The 15,634-nt window shown below is 73.9% G+C and carries 12 protein-coding genes; 6 read left to right on the forward strand and 6 right to left on the reverse strand.

The features are described from left to right. Both ABZS80_RS10050 and ABZS80_RS10055 read left to right on the forward strand, forming a co-directional pair. Complete coding sequence (locus ABZS80_RS10050; protein WP_355055383.1) at positions 1–2,505, forward strand: hypothetical protein; 2,505 nt, start codon at positions 1–3, stop codon at positions 2,503–2,505. A gap of 88 nt (positions 2,506–2,593) precedes the next feature. Further along, positions 2,594–3,874: an MFS transporter gene (locus ABZS80_RS10055; RefSeq protein WP_355055384.1), complete on the forward strand. Its 1,281-nt coding sequence runs from the start codon at positions 2,594–2,596 to the stop codon at positions 3,872–3,874. A gap of 70 nt (positions 3,875–3,944) precedes the next feature. Here ABZS80_RS10055 and ABZS80_RS10060 read toward each other — a convergent pair whose 3' ends face one another. The 3 genes from ABZS80_RS10060 to ABZS80_RS10070 form a co-directional block, all read right to left on the reverse strand. Further along, a complete protein-coding gene (locus tag ABZS80_RS10060; protein WP_355055385.1) occupies positions 3,945–5,687 on the reverse strand; it encodes a bifunctional metallophosphatase/5'-nucleotidase in 1,743 nt (580 codons plus the stop codon). 510 nt (positions 5,688–6,197) lie between these two features. Continuing rightward, positions 6,198–6,830, reverse strand: coding sequence for a histone deacetylase (locus ABZS80_RS10065; protein WP_355055386.1), 633 nt, complete (start codon positions 6,828–6,830; stop codon positions 6,198–6,200). Positions 6,831–6,836: 6 nt separating this feature from the next. Then, positions 6,837–7,616 carry a phosphodiesterase gene (locus tag ABZS80_RS10070; RefSeq protein WP_355055387.1) on the reverse strand — a complete coding sequence of 260 codons (780 nt, stop codon included), beginning with the start codon at positions 7,614–7,616 and terminating at the stop codon, positions 6,837–6,839. Between the two features lie 174 nt (positions 7,617–7,790). Here ABZS80_RS10070 and ABZS80_RS10075 point away from each other — a divergent pair, with 174 nt between their 5' ends. Then, complete coding sequence (locus tag ABZS80_RS10075; protein ID WP_355055388.1) at positions 7,791–9,254, forward strand: diguanylate cyclase; 1,464 nt, start codon at positions 7,791–7,793, stop codon at positions 9,252–9,254. A 48-nt stretch (positions 9,255–9,302) separates the two neighbouring features. On the opposite strand, the gene ABZS80_RS10080 is transcribed toward ABZS80_RS10075, so the two are convergent. Further along, positions 9,303–10,361 (reverse strand): aspartate-semialdehyde dehydrogenase, encoded by a 1,059-nt coding sequence (locus tag ABZS80_RS10080; RefSeq protein ID WP_151462327.1) that lies wholly within the window; start codon positions 10,359–10,361, stop codon positions 9,303–9,305. A 5-nt stretch (positions 10,362–10,366) separates the two neighbouring features. Further along, positions 10,367–11,632 carry an aspartate kinase gene (locus ABZS80_RS10085; RefSeq protein WP_151462326.1) on the reverse strand — a complete coding sequence of 422 codons (1,266 nt, stop codon included), beginning with the start codon at positions 11,630–11,632 and terminating at the stop codon, positions 10,367–10,369. 240 nt (positions 11,633–11,872) lie between these two features. Here ABZS80_RS10085 and ABZS80_RS10090 point away from each other — a divergent pair, with 240 nt between their 5' ends. Beyond that, positions 11,873–12,655, forward strand: coding sequence for a hypothetical protein (locus ABZS80_RS10090; protein WP_355055389.1), 783 nt, complete (start codon positions 11,873–11,875; stop codon positions 12,653–12,655). A gap of 85 nt (positions 12,656–12,740) precedes the next feature. Continuing rightward, positions 12,741–13,271 (forward strand): nitroreductase family protein, encoded by a 531-nt coding sequence (locus ABZS80_RS10095; protein ID WP_355055390.1) that lies wholly within the window; start codon positions 12,741–12,743, stop codon positions 13,269–13,271. 19 nt (positions 13,272–13,290) lie between these two features. Here ABZS80_RS10095 and ABZS80_RS10100 read toward each other — a convergent pair whose 3' ends face one another. Further along, positions 13,291–14,277 carry a MarR family transcriptional regulator gene (locus ABZS80_RS10100; protein WP_355055391.1) on the reverse strand — a complete coding sequence of 329 codons (987 nt, stop codon included), beginning with the start codon at positions 14,275–14,277 and terminating at the stop codon, positions 13,291–13,293. A gap of 78 nt (positions 14,278–14,355) precedes the next feature. Here ABZS80_RS10100 and ABZS80_RS10105 point away from each other — a divergent pair, with 78 nt between their 5' ends. Beyond that, positions 14,356–15,627, forward strand: a complete 1,272-nt coding sequence (locus tag ABZS80_RS10105) for an MFS transporter (RefSeq protein WP_355055392.1) — start codon at positions 14,356–14,358, stop codon at positions 15,625–15,627. Positions 15,628–15,634 lie beyond the last annotated feature (7 nt).

Raw genomic sequence — 15,634 nt, forward strand, 5'->3', positions numbered from 1 at the left:
ATGAGTGTCATCTCGCCGTCCGGCCCGATCACCCCGCAAGGGCGGGGCGCCGTCAGCACGGTGCTCCGCCCTGCGGGGGGTCCCCGACCGGACCCGGACACCGCCGAGGCCACCGGCTCCGGCCCGCGGGAGGTCGTGCCCGCCCACGCGCCAGGACTGGAACTGCTGGGCGAACTGCCGGGCTCCGGGTACCGCCAGCCACCCGGGCTGGTACGGCGGGCCGACGGCCAGACCTGCCAGCTCACCCGGCTGCTGTACCTCGTTCTCGAGGCGATGGACGGCCGGCGCGGCTACCCGGAGATCGCGGCGCTGGTCAGCGGGAGGATCGACCGTCTGGTCACCGCGGACAACGTCCGGATGCTGACCGAGCAGAAGCTGCGCCCGCTCGGCCTCATCCGGCAAACCGACGGCTCCGCCCCGACGGCACGCAAGGCCAATCCCCTGCTGGCGCTGCGGTTCCGGCTCGTGGTCTCCAACCCCCGGGTGACCCGACGGATCACCCGGCCGTTCGCGGTCCTGTTCCGACCCCTGGTCGTCGCCCTCGTCCTGGTCGCCTTCCTGCTGTCCACCGGATGGGTGCTGTTCGAGAAGGGGCTCGCCTCCGCCACCCACCAGGTGTTCGACAGGCCGGGTCTGCTGCTGCTGGTCTTCGCCATCACCATCGTCTCGGCCGGCTTCCACGAGTTCGGGCATGCCGCGGCCTGCCGGTACGGCGGCGCCACCCCCGGCACCATGGGTGTGGGCCTGTACCTGGTCTGGCCCGCCTTCTACACCAACGTCGACGACAGCTACCGCCTGGGACGGGCGGGCCGGATCCGCGTCGACCTCGGCGGCCTGTACTTCAACGCGATCGTCGCGGTGGCGATCTTCGCCACCTGGGCGATCACCCGGTGGGACGCGCTGCTGCTCGTCATCGTGGCCCAGGTGCTGCAGATGCTCCGGCAACTGGCGCCGTTCGTCCGCTTCGACGGGTATCACATCCTGGCGGACCTGACCGGGGTGCCGGACCTCTACGCCCGCATCAAGCCGACGCTGCTCGGCCTGCTTCCGACCCGGTGGAACCGTCCGGAGTCAAAGGTGCTGAAGCCGTGGGCCCGGGTGGTGGTGACCCTGTGGGTGCTGATCGTGGTGCCCCTGCTCCTGATCACGCTGGTGCTGATGGTGACGGCCCTGCCCCGGGTCGTGGCGACCGCCTGGCAGGGCCTGCGGCGCCAGTCGGTGCTCCTGGTCGCGAACTGGGTGGACGGGGACGTCCCCAGTATCGGCGTCCGGCTGCTGTCCGTGCTCGCCATCTGCCTGCCCCTGCTCGGCACGGCGTACCTCCTGATCCGGCTGGTGCGGCGGACGGTCCGCTCGGTCTGGCGGGCCACGGCGGGCCGGCGGCTGCACCGCGTCGGCGCCGTGGTGGCCGGCGGCGCGCTGGTGGCGGCCCTGGTCTGGGCCTGGTGGCCGGACCCGGCGACGTACCGGCCGGTGCAGGAGCACGAGCGCGGCACCGTCGCCGACGTGCTGCCCGCCGGGCAGCGGCATTCCGCCGTGCCGGCGGTCGAGCCGCCGCTCCGGGTCGGGGAGCGGCGAACGGTGACCACCGTCTGGCCCGGCGCCACCACGCCACCCACCCCGGGCGAGCAGCGGCTGGCGCTCGTCCTGGTGCCCCGGGAGGCCGACTCGCCGGCGGCCGGGGCCCACCCGCGATCGACCTGGGTCTTCCCGTTCAACCCGCCGGAGGCGCCGGGCCCGGGAGACAACCAGGCCCTGGCGGTCAACACCCGGGACGGCTCCACCGTCTACGACGTGGCGTTCGCCCTCGTGTGGGCCGACGGGGACGAGGGCGACGTCGACAACCGCAACGAGGCCTACGCCCTGGCGAGCTGCCGGGACTGCCGCACGGTGGCGGTCTCGTTTCAGGTGGTGCTCGTCGTCGGGCCCGCCGACGTGATCGTGCCGGAGAACGTGTCGGCGGCCGTGAACTACTCCTGCCGGGACTGCCTGACGTACGCGGTGGCCTCGCAACTCGTGTTCACCCTGCCCCAGGGTCTGAGCGGCGACACGAAGGACCGCATCACCGCGCTGTGGCGGGAGATCGAGCGGTTCGGCCGGGACATCCGGGGGCTCGGTCCCCAGGAGATCCAGGCCCGCCTGGAGGGGTTCAAGGCGCAGATCGTGGCGATCATCGGGCAGGACCCGGCCGTCGCGGCGACGACCGGCGGCACCCCCTCCCCGACCGCGGCGACGCCGATGCCCGGCGCCGGCCTGACCCCTGGCCCCACCGACACGCCGTCCGTCGCGCCGTCGGCGCCCGCCGGCCCCACCGCGCCGGCGGCCGCCGGGACCCCGTCGCCCGCGGACTCCGCCTCTACCTCGCCGGGAGTCACCCCGTCCGGTACGACTCCGGAGGCGACCGCGGCGGCAGAGGAATCACCGTCGGCCGTCGCAACCGAAGGGTCACCGCCGGCCGCCACGGTCGACGGGTCGGCGTTGCCGACACCGACGCCGATCGGCTGAGACCCACCTCACCCCGTGAGCAGCGGGGTGAGGTGGGCCACCCGAAAACCGTTCGCCGCCTGTCGTACCCCGGCAACAGAATCCAGCCATGCTGCGCCGCGCCCTGCCCGCCCGTCCCGAAGCCCGCCGCCTCCTGATCGGCACCCTGCTGTCGGCCGTCGGGCGCGGCCTCACCCTGCCGTTCCTCTTCATCTACCTCACCGACGTCCGCGGGTTGAGCGATGCCCGCGCCGGCCTGGTGATCGGCTGGTTCGGCGCGGTGACGCTGGCACTGTCGCCGCTGGGCGGCACGCTGATCGACCGGTTCGGCGCCCGCCGGGTGGTGCTGCCCTGCCTGGCCGTCGAGGCGATCGGCACCGGCTCGCTGGCCCTGGTCGACTCGACCGCGTCGGCGTTCGGCGTGATGACGCTGATCGCGGTGGGCAGCTCGGCGATCTGGTCCGGCCAGAACACGATCCTCGCCTCGCTCACCGGCGACGGTGAGCGGCAGCGGGTGTTCGGGTTGAACTTCGCGCTGCTCAACCTGGGCATCGGCGTGGGCGGCATGATCTCCGGTGCGGTGGTCGACGTGGCCCGGCCGGTCACCTTCCAGGCCATCTACGTGCTGGACGCGGTGAGCTATCTGATGCCGGGCCTGATCCTGCTGACCCTGCCGCACGTCGGTCACCGGCTGGTCCAGGAGCGGGCGGCGGACGCCGCGCCGGGGGCCGGGGGTTACCTCGCCGTGCTGCGGGACCGACCGTTCCGCCGGCTGGTCATCTTCGGCCTGGTCCTCACCACCTGCGGCTACGCGCAGATCGAGGTGGGCTTCGCCGCGTACTCGGTGCGGGTGGTCGAGGTGTCGCCCCGGGTGGTGGCGTGGGCGCTCGCCGGCAACACCGTGATGATCGTGCTCTCCCAGCTGCTGGTGATCCGCCGCATGGAGGGCCGGAGCCGGACGGGCGCGCTCGCCGCGGTGGGCGCGGTCTTCGCGACCGCCTGGCTGGTCCTGGGCGCGGCCGGCCTGGTCGGCACGGGCAACGCGTTGCTCGCGGCGCTCGGCGTGGTGGCCTGCTCGGCGATCTTCGGGTTCGGCGAGACGATGCTGTCGCCGGTGATGCCGGCGCTCACCAACGCGCTCGCCACCGACGAGCTGCGCGGCCGGTACAACGCCATGAGCTCGATGATCTTCGGGATCAGCGGCGTCATCGGCCCGGTCACCGCGGGCCCGCTGATCGGCGCGGCGCACGGCCGGCTCTGGGTGGCGGTCGTGGTGGGCGGGTGCCTCACCGCCTCGGTGCTGGCCCTGTCGCTGCGCCGGCTGCTCACCGGCGCCCAGGACGGCCGCATCGCCGCCGTGGTCGGGGAGCCGGCGCCCGCGCACGCCTGAGCACTGCCGCGAAACACGGACGGGCCCCGGAGCATCCGCTCCGGGGCCCGTTCGTCGTACGGTTCGGCCGTCAGGCGACCGGGACCTCCGCCGTGGTCTGGATCCGGTCCAGCGCCGGCGCGGAGACCGGCGACTTCTCGGTCAGGTACGCGGTGAAGGCGTCCAGGTCGATCAGGCCGGTGACGGCGTTCGTGCCACCGGTGAGGACGCTGAAGCCGTCGCCGCCGCCGGCGAGGAAGTTGTTCACCGTGACCCGGTAGGTCGCGGTGTCGCTCACCGGGGTGCCGTTGATGGTGAGGCTGCCCCGGACCACGCGGGTGCCGGTGCACGGCGACGCGGCCGGCGCGGTGGTGCCGTTGACGTCGACGACGTAGTGCACGGTCGAGGACGCGTACAGCACCTTGGTGGTGCTGAACTGCTGCTCCAGCAGGCAGTAGAGCTGCGCGCCGGTCAGGTCCAGCGTCACCAGGTTGTTGGCGAACGGCTGGACGGTGAACGCCTCGGCGTAGGTGACCGGGCCGGCGTCGAGGTCGGCGCGGACACCACCGGGGTTCATGAACGCGGCGACCGCGTTCTGCTCGTTGTCGGTGGCCGCGAGCTGGGCGTCGGCGATCACGTTGCCGAGCGGCGACTCACCGGTCTGGTACGTCGGCTTGCCGTTGACGTCGACCCCGGTCTGGTACAGGTTCTCCTGGGTCTTGGTGAGCACGCTGGTGGTCTCGCCGACCACCTTGTCGGCCACCGGGCCGAGGGCGGTCTTGTAGTGGGTGATCAGGTCGTTCGTGGCCTGGTCCGGGTCGACGGTCCGGGTCACCACGACGTTGTTCGCCGACGCGCTGACGATGTCCTTGCTCCGCCGGTCGATCTTCAGGTCGATGTCGGTGACCAGGCGGCCGAAGGAGCTGGCGCTCGTGACGAGCTTGCCGTTGATGTTGCAGTTGTAGGCGGCGTGGGTGTGCCCGCTGACGATCACGTCGATGGACGGGTCCATCCGGTTGGCGATGTCGACGATCGGGCCGCTGAAGCCGACGCAGTCGTTGATGCCGCCGCCGTTCTGCACGCCACCCTCGTGCAGCAGCACGACGATGGCCTGCACGCCCTGGGCGCGCAGGATGCGGGCGTACTTGTTGGCGGTGTCCGCCTCGTCGGCGAAGGACAGCCCGGCGACGCCCTGCTGGCTGACGATCTGCGGGGTGCCCTCCAGGGTCATCCCGATGAAGCCGATCTTGACGCCGTCGATCTTCTTGATGCCGTACGGCGGCAGCAGCGGCTTACCGGTGGCGGTCTTGAAGGCGTTCGCCGAGAGGTACTGGAACTTGGCGCCCTTAAACGGGGTGCCGTCGGCGCAGCCGTCGACCGGGTGGCAGCCGCCGTTCTGCATCCGGAGCAGCTCGGTGGCGCCCTCGTCGAACTCGTGGTTGCCGACGCTGGTGAACTCGAGCCCGGCGAGGTTCATCTCCTCGACGGTGGGCTCGTCGTGGAACGCGGCGGAGAGCAGCGGCGAGGCGCCGATCAGGTCACCGGCGGCGACCGTGATGGTGCGCTCCCGCTCCTTCTTCGTGGTGCCACGCAGCGCGTCGAGGTGGGCGGCCAGGTATGCGGCGCCACCGGCGGTCTGCCCGTCGATGGTGCCGCTGGAGCCGGTCGGCGGCTCCAGGTTGCCGTGGAAGTCGTTGATGGCGAGCAGCTTGACGTCGATCGGCTTCGGACGGGCCTCGGCCTGGTCGGGGTGTACGGCGACCGCGGTGAACGCGGTGGCGGCGAGTGCGGCCAGGCCGACGGCGGCCCGGCGGCGCATCCCGGGGACGGACATGGGACTCCTCGTGAGATACCGGCGCGTGGTGTCCGGACGATGGTTCGCCCGGGTGACCCTGATCCGTGCCGTGACAGGGGTCGATCGCGGAAGGCGGCAGTCGGGGGACACCGCCCCGCCGGGGGCAAGCTTCTCATCCGGCGGCCGGGAGGTCGACCGGAGAGCACACGGGAATGGTGAATATGGACGGCGGCCTGTACCGGTCTGCCCGACGAGTCGGACATGACGGGCAGGTGAAATCCTTCACGGCTCTCCGCTGTCGCGGTCCGACCCCACGGTGCCGGCCCCCAGGGACCAGGGAGCCGGCGCCGCGCGTCGGGTGGACCAGCAGGAGGGTGCGGCGCCTGCTGGTCCACGAACAACCGTCGGCGGGACACGCCCGTCGACGCTGCCAATGTCACCGAGTAACGCTTGCGCCGACAACCTCTGCGTAGGCAAATACAGCCACCGGGCGGCCGATCCCGACCGAACGGCGGCCCGTTCTGCCGGTCCGCCCGGTAGCGCTCCCGGTCAGGGCGCCGACGCCTCCGTGACCAGTCGGCGCACCCCGGAACGGGACCAGTGTCCGGCGACTCCGGGCCGCGCCGCCAGGTAGCCGGTGGTGCGGCCGACGTCCCAGCCGTGCGCCTCACGCAGCCCGCGGGCGAGCATGCCGAGGTAGACGGGGGCGGGCGGGGCCCACTCCACCTCGGACGCCGCGTGCGGCGCCGTGAAGGTGAGCATCGGCAGGCCGTCGCGCGCCCCGACCCGGAGCAGGGTCTCGTAGCGGCCCGGGCCGAGGGTGACGCGGCCGGCCTCCGCCGCCACCCGGATCAGGTCCAGGTCCGTGCCGGGCGGCCGGTACATCTCCTGCGCCGCGATGTCGGCGAACTGCTCGACCGTCACCAGGTAGCCGCGTACGGCCGCCTGACCGGGCAGCTCCGGGTCGTAGAACGCCATCCCGCCGGTCCAGGCCCGGGACTCGCCGGCGAAGTAGACGCCGCCGGGGATCGACCCGGCGACCGTGCGGCGCGGTGGTCGGCAGTCCCGGCAGCCCGGGTACGTGCGCAGCCCGCCGGGCGGGCGCCCGCCGCGCAGGTACCGGTCGAGCCGCGCCGCGTGCAGGTTCGAGCCGTACGCGACGTACCAGAGAAGCCGCTCCACGCCGGTTCAGAACCAGCAGGTCCGCCCGGCCGCGTGGCTCACCTGGACGGTGTGGGTCACGCAGCCGCCGTCGGCCACCCGGTGCAGCAGGAAGGCGGTCGGCTCGGCCACCCAGCCGATCTCCTCCTCCTCGGTCATGGCCAGGCTGACCTGCATCCAGGTGCTCGGCGCGGTGGTCAGCACCGTGCCCGCGAAGGCGCTGGTCACCGGCCGGTGCAGGTGCCCGGCGGCGACTCGGACCACATGGGGGTGGCGCCGGATCACCTCGGCGAGCGCGTCGGCGTCGGTGAGCCCCATGGCGTCCATGACCGGGACGCCGACCGCCACCGGCGGATGGTGCAGGCACACCACGGCGGGCACCTCGGTGCGACCGGCGAGCAGCCCGTCGAGCCAGCCGAGCTGATCGTCACCGAGCCGCCCCCCGGCGTTGCCGGGGGCGTGCGAGTCGAGCACCACGAGCGTGCCGTCCGGCTGGTCCACGTGGTAGTGGGCGGAGAAGCCGCCACCCAGGTACGGGGTGCCGCCGAAGGTGTCGAGGAGGGACTCCCGGTCGTCGTGGTTGCCCGCGGCGAGGTGCACGGGCAGCGGGAAGCGCGCGACGATCTCGCGCAACGCGAGGTACTCGTCGGGGCGGCCGTTGCCCACCAGGTCGCCGGTCATCACCACGCAGTCCGGCCGGGGCCGGAGGGCGAGCACCCGGCCGAGCGCCCGGTGCAGCCCGGACGCCGGCTCGGCCGCGAGCGGGCCGGTGGTCACGTGCGGGTCGCTGAGCTGGGCGATGAGCATCGGCGCCTCCTGACGAGCCCGGGACCCTCACGCTATCGCCGCCGCACCCCACCGCGGGGCCCCGTCGCCCACAGGCGGCGTCCACAGCCTGTGGATAGCACATGTGTACGAAGGTCGCCGGCTCGCCCGCTGGGTACCCTTGATCGCACCCCGCCCCCTCCGAGCAGGAACGACGTGGATCACGAGCGAGTCGTCCGGGACGTCACGGTCCGCCTTCCGATGGCGTCGACCGCGCTGGAGGCGTGCCAGTGGACCGTCGCGGCGCTGGCCCGGCACACCCCGGCGACGATCTCGATCCTGCTCCAGGTCCACGACCGGCTGCGCTGCGTCGCGGCCACCGGCGCGTGGCAGGTCTTCTCCACCGTGCCGCTGAAGACACCGACCGAGAACTCCGGCCCGGCCCGGCGGGACCAGGAGCGGTCGATCGTGGCCCGGGTGTACGACTCCGGCGAGCCCGCCACCGTCCCCGACGTCACCGCCGACCCCGACTACCTGCCGGTACGCCCCGACGTCACCGCCGAGATCTGCGTGCCCGTGCGGGATCAGGCAGGCCGGCCGCTCGGCGTGCTGGACCTCCAGTGGAGCGGCCCGGTCGGGACGGACCGGTGGCGGGAGACCGCCCAGCGGCTGGCCGACCGGCTCGGCGCCCGGATCGCCGCGCTCGACGGCCCGCCGGCCGAGAGCCGCAGCGAGAAACTGCTCCGGCACGCCGCCGCGATGACCACCGCGCATACCGACTGGGACCTGATGACCGCCGCGATCGCCGCGGCCCGGGACGTCTCGGCGCTCTCCGCCGCCGTGCTGATCCTTCCCGGCCCGCGCGAACCCCGGCTGGGCACGCCGACGGGCACCCCCGGAGCGTTGGACGCCCGGATCCGGGCCGAGCTGGCCGAGGCCGGCCCGGCGGCGCTCGCCCGGATGATCGCCCGCGCCCACCGGCACGGCTCGGCGTACACGCTGGGCGAGGAGGGGCATCCGCCGACCGTGGACTACCTGCCGCTGACCCGGGCCGGCGCGCGCACCCTGGTGGCGGTGCCGGTCGGCCCCACGGAGGGCGGCGGTGTGCTGCTGGCCGCCGACGAGCGGCTGCTGCGCCCCGACCCGACCACGGTCAACCTCATCGAACTGCTGGCCGGGCAGGCGTGGATCTGCCTCGACCGGCTGCGTACGCTCGCCCGGCTGCGCGAGCAGGCCAGCTCGGACCCGCTCACCGGGCTGCGCCACACCGGGCCGTTCGGGCAGCGGATCGCGAGCGCCACGCCGGGGCGTACCGCCTTGCTGGCGATCGACGTGGACGGCTTCAAGGACGTCAACGACACGTACGGCCACCAGGCCGGCGACCAGCTTCTCGTGGGGCTGGCCCGGGCGCTGGAGGGGGCGCTGCGCCAGGGCGACGAGCTGTACCGGACCGGCGGCGACGAGTTCGTCGCGGTGATCGAGGTGAGCCGCCCCGAGGAGGCCGTCCGGATCGCCGAGCGGCTCATTGAGGCCGCCCGCCGCACCGGCCGGACCATCAGCGTCGGCGTCGCCCTCCCGCGGCCCGGCGAGACCCCGGAGCGGACCCTGCGCCGCGCCGACCAGGCGCTCTACGCCGTCAAACGGGACGGCCGCGACGGCGTGCACCTCTCCGCCGCCTGACCGGCCGGCCGGCGGCACCAGCCGGGCGGAGCGGACGCCGGCCGCGGATCAGCGGGTCAGCTCCCTGGCCAGCAGCTCGGCGATCTGGGCGGTGTTCAGGGCGGCGCCCTTGCGCAGGTTGTCGCCGGTGACGAAGAGGTCGAGGGCGCGCGGGTCGTCGACGGCGCGGCGGATCCGGCCGACCCACGACGGGTCGGTGCCCACCGCGTCGATCGGCATGGGGAACTCGCCGGCGGCCGGGTCGTCGACCAGGATCACGCCGGGCGCGTTGCGCAGCACCTCGCGGGCGCCCTCGGCGTCGACCTCGGTGGCGAAGACCGCGTGCACCGCGACCGAGTGACCGGTCACCACGGGCACTCGGACGCAGGTCGCGGAGACCTTGAGGTCGGGCAGCCCGAGGATCTTGCGCGACTCGTTGCGCATCTTCAGCTCCTCGGACGACCAGCCGCCGTCGGCGAGCGAGCCGGCCCAGGGCACCACGTTGAGCGCGAGCGGCGCCGGGAACGGGCCCAGCTCGTCGCCGACCGCCTGCCGGACGTCGCCCGGCCGGGAGCCGAGCACCCGGTCCCCGGCGATCTTGCCGAGCTGGGCGTGCAGCGCGTCCACGCCGGCCTGCCCCGCACCGGAGACCGCCTGGTACGAGGCGAGCACCAGCTCGCGCAGCCCGTACTCGCGGTGCAGCGGGGCGATCGCCACGATCATCGCCAGGGTGGTGCAGTTGGCGTTGGCGATGATCCCCTTCGGCCGGTTGCGGACCTGCTCGGGGTTGATCTCGGGGACGACCAGCGGCACGTCGCGGTCCATGCGGAACGCGCCCGAGTTGTCCACCGCGACGGCGCCCCGGCTCACGGCGACCGGCGCCCACTCGGCCGAGACCGCGTCCGGGACGTCGAACATCGCCACGTCCACACCGTCGAACGCCTCGGCGGTGAGCGCCTGGACGGTCAGCGACTCGCCCCGGCACTGGATCTGGCGGCCGGCCGAGCGCGCGGAGGCGAGCAACCGGATCTCGCCCCACACGTTGCGGCGGGAGGAGAGGATCTGGCACATCACCGTGCCGACGGCACCGGTCGCTCCGACCACGGCGAGGGTGGGCAGCGACGACATCCGCGCTACCGCCCGGTGCCGGCGTAGACGACGGCTTCGGTGTCACCGCCCAGTTCGAAGGCGTCGTGGATGGCCCGGACCGCCTTGTCGAGGTCGGTGTCCCGGCAGACCACGGAGACCCGGATCTCCGAGGTGGAGATCATCTCGATGTTCACCCCGGCCGCGCCGAGGGCGGCGAAGAAGCCGGCCGCGACACCCGGGTGCGAGCGCATGCCGGCGCCGATCAGGGAGACCTTGCCGACGTGGTCGTCGTAGAGCAGGCCCTTGAACTTGACCTGCTCCTGGATCTTGCTGAGCGCGGCCATGGCGGTCGGGCCGTCGGTCTTGGGCAGCGTGAAGGAGATGTCCGTGCGGCCGGTGCCCTCCGTGGACACGTTCTGCACGATCATGTCGATGTTGATCTCGGCGCCGGCCACGGTGTCGAAGATCCGCGCGGCGGCACCCGGCTCGTCGGGCACCCCGACGATGGTGATCTTCGCCTCGCTGCGGTCGTGGGCGACCCCGGTGATCAGTGCCTGTTCCACAGGAAGGTCCTCCATCGATCCGGTGACCATCGTGCCGGTGTTGGTCGAGTATGACGAACGGACGTGGATCGGCAACCCCGCGCGCCGGGCGTACTCGACGCTGCGCAGGTGCAGCACCTTGGCGCCGCAGGCGGCCAGTTCCAGCATCTCCTCGTAGGTGATGTGCTTGATGTGCCGGGCGTTCGGCACGATCCGCGGGTCGGCCGTGAAGACGCCGTCCACGTCGGTGTAGATCTCGCAGACGTCCGCGTCGAGCGCGGCGGCGAGGGCCACGGCGGTGGTGTCCGACCCGCCCCGGCCCAGCGTGGTGACGTCCTTGGTGTCCTGCGAGACGCCCTGGAAGCCCGCCACGATGACCACCGCGCCCTCGTCCAGCGCGCCCTTGAGGCGGCCCGGGGTGACGTCGATGATCCGCGCCCGGCCGTGCACCGAGGTGGTGAGCACGCCGGCCTGCGAGCCGGTGAACGAGCGGGCCTCGTAGCCCAGGTTGTGGATGGCCATGGCCAGCAGCGCCATGGAGATCCGCTCCCCGGCGGTGAGCAGCATGTCCAGCTCGCGGCCGGGCGGCAGCGGGCTGACCTGGTTGGCCAGGTCGAGCAGCTCGTCGGTGGTGTCTCCCATGGCGGAGACCACCACGACCACGTCGTCGCCGGCCTTGCGGGCGGCCACGATGCGCTCGGCCACCCGCTTGATCCGCTCGGCGTTGGCGACGGAGGACCCGCCGTACTTCTGCACCACGAGTGCCACGACGGTGCACTCCCTCCCCGCGACGACCCTGAGCGTGCCGGCGCCGCCGGTTTCTTCGGTCCGGCGGCGCGTGTCAGACCTCCCCAGGGTATCGGGCGGCCCGCGGCGCCGGGTCGGGTGATCCCACCATCCGGCCCGGCCTGCGCGGCTCACCGGCACCGGCCCGGCCCGACGACACGCCGGCCGGAACACCCGCACGGCGGGCTCCCCGGAGCCCGGGCGGCACCGCAGAATGTCCCGGTGCACGCACACCGACGCGCGGCCCGGCGACTGACCGGCACCCTGGCGCTCACCCTGCCCGCGCTCCTGGTCGCCTGCACCGCCGACCCGCCGAGCCCGGCCCCGACCGGCACCGCCGACCCGGTCCCCGCCGAGGTGGACGCCGCCCGGGACGAGATCGCCGCGCTGGCCGCCGCCGCCCAGGACCGGCACCTCACCGCCACATACACCTTCGAGCCGGCCGACGGCGCGACCCGGACGGTCGCGGTGACCAGCGCGAACGACGGCACCTGGCGGGTGGACGTGCCCGGTTGGGGTCAGGGCGGCACGGTCGACGTCTCGCTCGCCGCCACCGGCGACGGGCTCTTCCAGTGCGCCCTGCCCTCGGCCGGGTGGGCGCAGCCGGCGGGCTGCGTACGCCTCGGCGACGCCGACGACGCCGTGCCCCGGAGGCTGGACCCGCGGGTGCAGCACCCGTTCACCGACTGGCTGGACGTGCTCACCGACCGGCGCGCCCCGCTCGCCGTCTCGCCGGCCACCCCGCTGCCCGGGGTGAGCGGCGAGTGCTACTCGATCGAGTCGACCTCGGCCTCGCTGAACGCCCCGCTGGACGTCGGGATCTACTGCTACCTGCCGGACGGCACCCCGGCGGCGGTCCGGGCGGCCTTCGGCACGCTGAAGCTGGCCGGCGAGCCGGGCGCGGCGCCGGCCACCGTGCCACTGGCCGGGCCGGTCACCGAGGGCGAGCCGGTGAGCCGGGACCTGCCGTCTCCTACCGACAGCCCGAGCGCGGGAACGCCCTGACCCCGATGTCCGTTACGGGTGCTCTTGGCCACATCTGCCGGGGTCGGTTGCGGGAGCAAAACGCCCATCAGGGATGCTTCTCCGCATGCCCGACCTCACCCCGCTGCTCGCCTTCCGCTGGAGCCCCCGCGCCTTCGACCCGGCCGCCGAGCTGAGCGGCGACGAGGCCACCTCCCTGCTGGAGGCCGCCCGCTGGGCGCCCTCGGCCGGCAACGCCCAGCCGTGGCGCTTCGCGCTCGGCCACCGCCAGGACGACACGTGGAAGCGCATCCTGGTCAACCTGCCCGAGGGCGACCAGCGCTGGATCCGGCACGCCTCGGCCCTGGTCGTCGGCGCGCACACCGGCGGCGACCCGGAACGGGCCGCATACGACCTGGGCCAGGCCGTCGCCCACCTGACCGTGCAGGCCACCGCGCTCGGCCTGCACGTCCACCAGCTCACCCGCTTCGACCGCGCCGGCCTCGCCACCGAGCTGGACCTGGCGATCGAGGTCCGGCCCCTGGTGGTGGCCGCGGTCGGCCGGCTCGGGGACCCGTTCGCGCTTCCGGAGGACCTGCGGGACCGGGAGACGGCACTGCGCCGCCGCCGCCCGCTGGCCGCCCTGCTGCTCGCCTGATCCGCCCCCACCCGGCGGGTCAGCCGCCGCGGCTGGCCCGGACCAGGACCGTCGCGACGTCGGTGTTGCGGTAGAGGACGTGCCGGCCCTGCCGGGACCGGGACACCAGCCCGGCGGCGTGCAGCGCGGCCAGGTGTTGCGACACGTTCCCGCCCGACATCCCGGTGCGCCGGGCCAGGTCGGTGGTGGTCACCGCCGAATCGAGCAGGTGCAGCAGCGCGGCCCGGCCGGCGCCGACCACCCGGGCCAGCGCGTCCCCGGGCGGGGCCGGTACCGGCTCCCAGAGCGTCCCGACCGCCCGCACCGGGTACGCCCCGGCCGGCAGCGAGTCCTCCAGCAGGTTCCACAGCACCCGCCGGTCGGTGAACACGCTCGGGTTCAGCGCCAGCCCGCGCCCACGGAGGTCGAAGTCCCGCTCGAACGGGTCGTCGCTGACCACCCGGTCGCCCAGCCAGCGCAGGCTCGGGTGCAGCTGCGCGAACAGCCGACCGGCACCACCCTCGGCGAGCTGGGCGGCCCGGTACGCCACGTCGGCGTCGAGCAGCGCCCGCATCCGCGTCCAGTCCGGGGCGATCGCCTCGTCGTACCAGATCCGCACCGCGTCGACGAGCTGCGGCAGCAGCCCGCGGGGATCGGCGAGCAGCGCCTGCCCGAACGGGCTGAGCGGCCCTCGTGGGGTGGTCGCCAGCAGGTCCTGGACCACCACGTCCGGCGGCGTCGACGCGATCTGGTCGAGCTGCTCCGTCATCTCCCTGCCCGGCTGGGCCGCCGGCGTGAGGAAGTCGGGCAGCCAGCGGCGCGGCCGGGTCAGCTCCACCAGCGGGCGGACCCGGTGGGCCACGTCCGGGCGGCGCAGCGTCAGCCGGGCCCGGTCGATCCAGGGCAGGTGCACGGCGTAGCGGACCGGATCGGCCAGCGCCCACATGCTCATGACCGTCTCGTTGGCCGGCGAGACGGCGAACCGTACTCCCGCGACGTCGGCCAGGCTGAACCGCAACTCGGACACGCGCACCCCCGGACGCAGGATTCGCCACAGACTAAAAGGCTCGACGGACTCCGTGGGGGCAGGGTTCACTCACCGGCCATGGGGGCCAGAGACACGATCCGCACCGCCGTCCGGCACGTCGTACCGCCCGCCGGGCTGACCCGGGCCCTGGCCGTGCAGGCCATGGTCTACGCCATCGGCGGCGGCCTGTTCCAGGCGGGCAGCGCCGTCTTCTTCACCCGGGCGCTGGGGCTCAGCGCCGCCCAGGTGGGGCTGGGCCTGTCCATCGCGGCCGGGGTGTCGCTGCTGGGCACGGTGCCGCTGGGCGGGCTCACCGACCGGTACGGACCGCAGCGGGTCTGGGTGGTCGCGCTGGTGCTGGACGGGGCGCTCTTCGCGACGTACCCGTTCGTGGGCGGGTTCGCCGGGTTCCTCGCCGTGGTGGTGGCGCTGGCCGCCGTGGACGCCGCGGCCGGCGTGGCCCGGCAGGTCTACTCGATCAACGCGCTCCCCCCGGCCGAGCGGGTCACCGCGATGGCCTACCAGCGCTCGTTGCTGAACGTCGGGTTCGGGCTCGGTGCGGCGATCAGCGGCCTGGTACTGGCGGTGGACACGATCGCGGCGTACCGGGGGATGGTCTGGTTCATCGCGGCGGTCTTCCTGGTGACGTCGCTGTTCGTGCGGCGGCTGCCCCGGCTGCCGCAGGCGACCCGGGCGGTGGAGCCGATGAGCCGGCTCGCCGTGCTGCGTGACCGCCCGTTCCTGGCGGTGTCCCTGCTCTCGGGGCTGCTCACCGCGCACCAGACGCTCTACCTGACGGTGATGCCGCTGTGGATCCTCACTCACACCGACGCGCCGAAGACGGTGATCGCCGGGCTGGTGCTGCTCAACACGGTCCTCATCGTGCTGCTCCAGGTGCGCGCCAGCCGGGGCGCCGACACCGCGCCGGGCGCGGCCCTGGCGTCCCGCCGGGGCGCCCTGCTGATCGCCCTGTTCTGCCTGGTCCTGCCCATCTCCGGGGCGACCCGGGGCACGCTCACCGTGGTGGTGCTGGTGGCCGCCGCGATGCTGCTGATCGTGGCCGAGCTGGTCGAGTCGGCGGGCACCTGGGGGCTCACCGCCACCCTGCCGCCGGCCGCCCAGCGCGGCGCGTACGTGGGGGCGTTCCGGCTCGGCACGCAGCTCCAGTACCTGATCGCCCCGGCGGGGCTCACCGCACTGGGGGTGACCACCGGCGGCTGGGGCTGGTACCCGACGGCGGCGATCTTCGTGCTGGTCGGGCTGGCGATCGTGCCCGCGGTGGCCTGGGCCGCGCGGACGCCGCGCCTGGGCGCCGTGGTGCCGGAGGAGACCGTGACACCGGTCCCATAGTCCGGAC

Source organism: Micromonospora sp. NPDC005305 (assembly GCF_040607315.1).
Lineage (GTDB): Bacteria > Actinomycetota > Actinomycetes > Mycobacteriales > Micromonosporaceae > Micromonospora.

Coding starts and splice junctions, on each gene's coding strand:
- ABZS80_RS10080 (WP_151462327.1), bottom strand. CDS start 10,361: ATGTCGTCGCTGCCCACCCTCGCCGTGGTCGGAGCGACCGGTGCCGTC.
- ABZS80_RS10105 (WP_355055392.1), top strand. CDS start 14,356: ATGGGGGCCAGAGACACGATCCGCACCGCCGTCCGGCACGTCGTACCG.
- ABZS80_RS10050 (WP_355055383.1), top strand. CDS start 1: ATGAGTGTCATCTCGCCGTCCGGCCCGATCACCCCGCAAGGGCGGGGC.
- ABZS80_RS10055 (WP_355055384.1), top strand. CDS start 2,594: ATGCTGCGCCGCGCCCTGCCCGCCCGTCCCGAAGCCCGCCGCCTCCTG.
- ABZS80_RS10095 (WP_355055390.1), top strand. CDS start 12,741: ATGCCCGACCTCACCCCGCTGCTCGCCTTCCGCTGGAGCCCCCGCGCC.
- ABZS80_RS10060 (WP_355055385.1), bottom strand. CDS start 5,687: ATGTCCGTCCCCGGGATGCGCCGCCGGGCCGCCGTCGGCCTGGCCGCA.
- ABZS80_RS10070 (WP_355055387.1), bottom strand. CDS start 7,616: ATGCTCATCGCCCAGCTCAGCGACCCGCACGTGACCACCGGCCCGCTC.